The 492-nt window shown below is 42.9% G+C and carries 1 protein-coding gene; it reads right to left on the bottom strand.

Annotated elements, in window-relative coordinates; genetic code table 11:
• Positions 1-454, bottom strand: a 454-nt coding sequence (locus AACS92_RS03660; protein WP_241538053.1) for a BRO-N domain-containing protein, incomplete at its 3' end; no start/stop codon positions are given.
• Positions 455-492: the final 38 nt, after the last annotated feature.

The raw sequence follows: 492 nt of genomic DNA, 5'->3' as shown, positions 1-492 counted from the left end.
CTTGTCGTTTTCTTAATCTACGACCTGCATCAGAGGAGTCTTCATCGGATGCCTTTCTCGCTTTTGTGACAATGTCCTGCATCTGTTGAATTGTGTAGCAAATGGATGGGGTGTGCGTATTGCTTTCTTTATCAGCCAAATCTAGCAACCACCGCCGAAGTGCTTTGGCGACCTTTGTTCGGGAAACCATTCCAATTAAATGAGCGCCCCTCGATGAGAATAAACGTGTATTGACGTCTCGTAAGCTATTGTTTATTCCATTCATCCTCACTTTGGTCACGGTTGTCATGCTTTCTGTAAACTCATCCTTATGGCGGTTATACAAATTTAAAACCTTATTGCTGTTTGCATATCCCAACAAATCTGCCAGCGTCTCTGCTGTAAACCAAATCCTCCCGTCGCCATTATCAAAAGGGATGACTTCTTTTTCTTTAAAGACTAAGACATTCGACATCGCGTTTTACCTGCTCTATGAAATGAACCTTCGCCGAA

The sequence above is a fragment of the Xenorhabdus sp. KJ12.1 genome, from assembly GCF_963876495.1.
GTDB lineage: Bacteria > Pseudomonadota > Gammaproteobacteria > Enterobacterales > Enterobacteriaceae > Xenorhabdus > Xenorhabdus stockiae.
The sequence above is the reverse complement of the archived record's forward strand: the minus strand, read 5'-3'. Positions and strand labels throughout refer to the sequence as shown.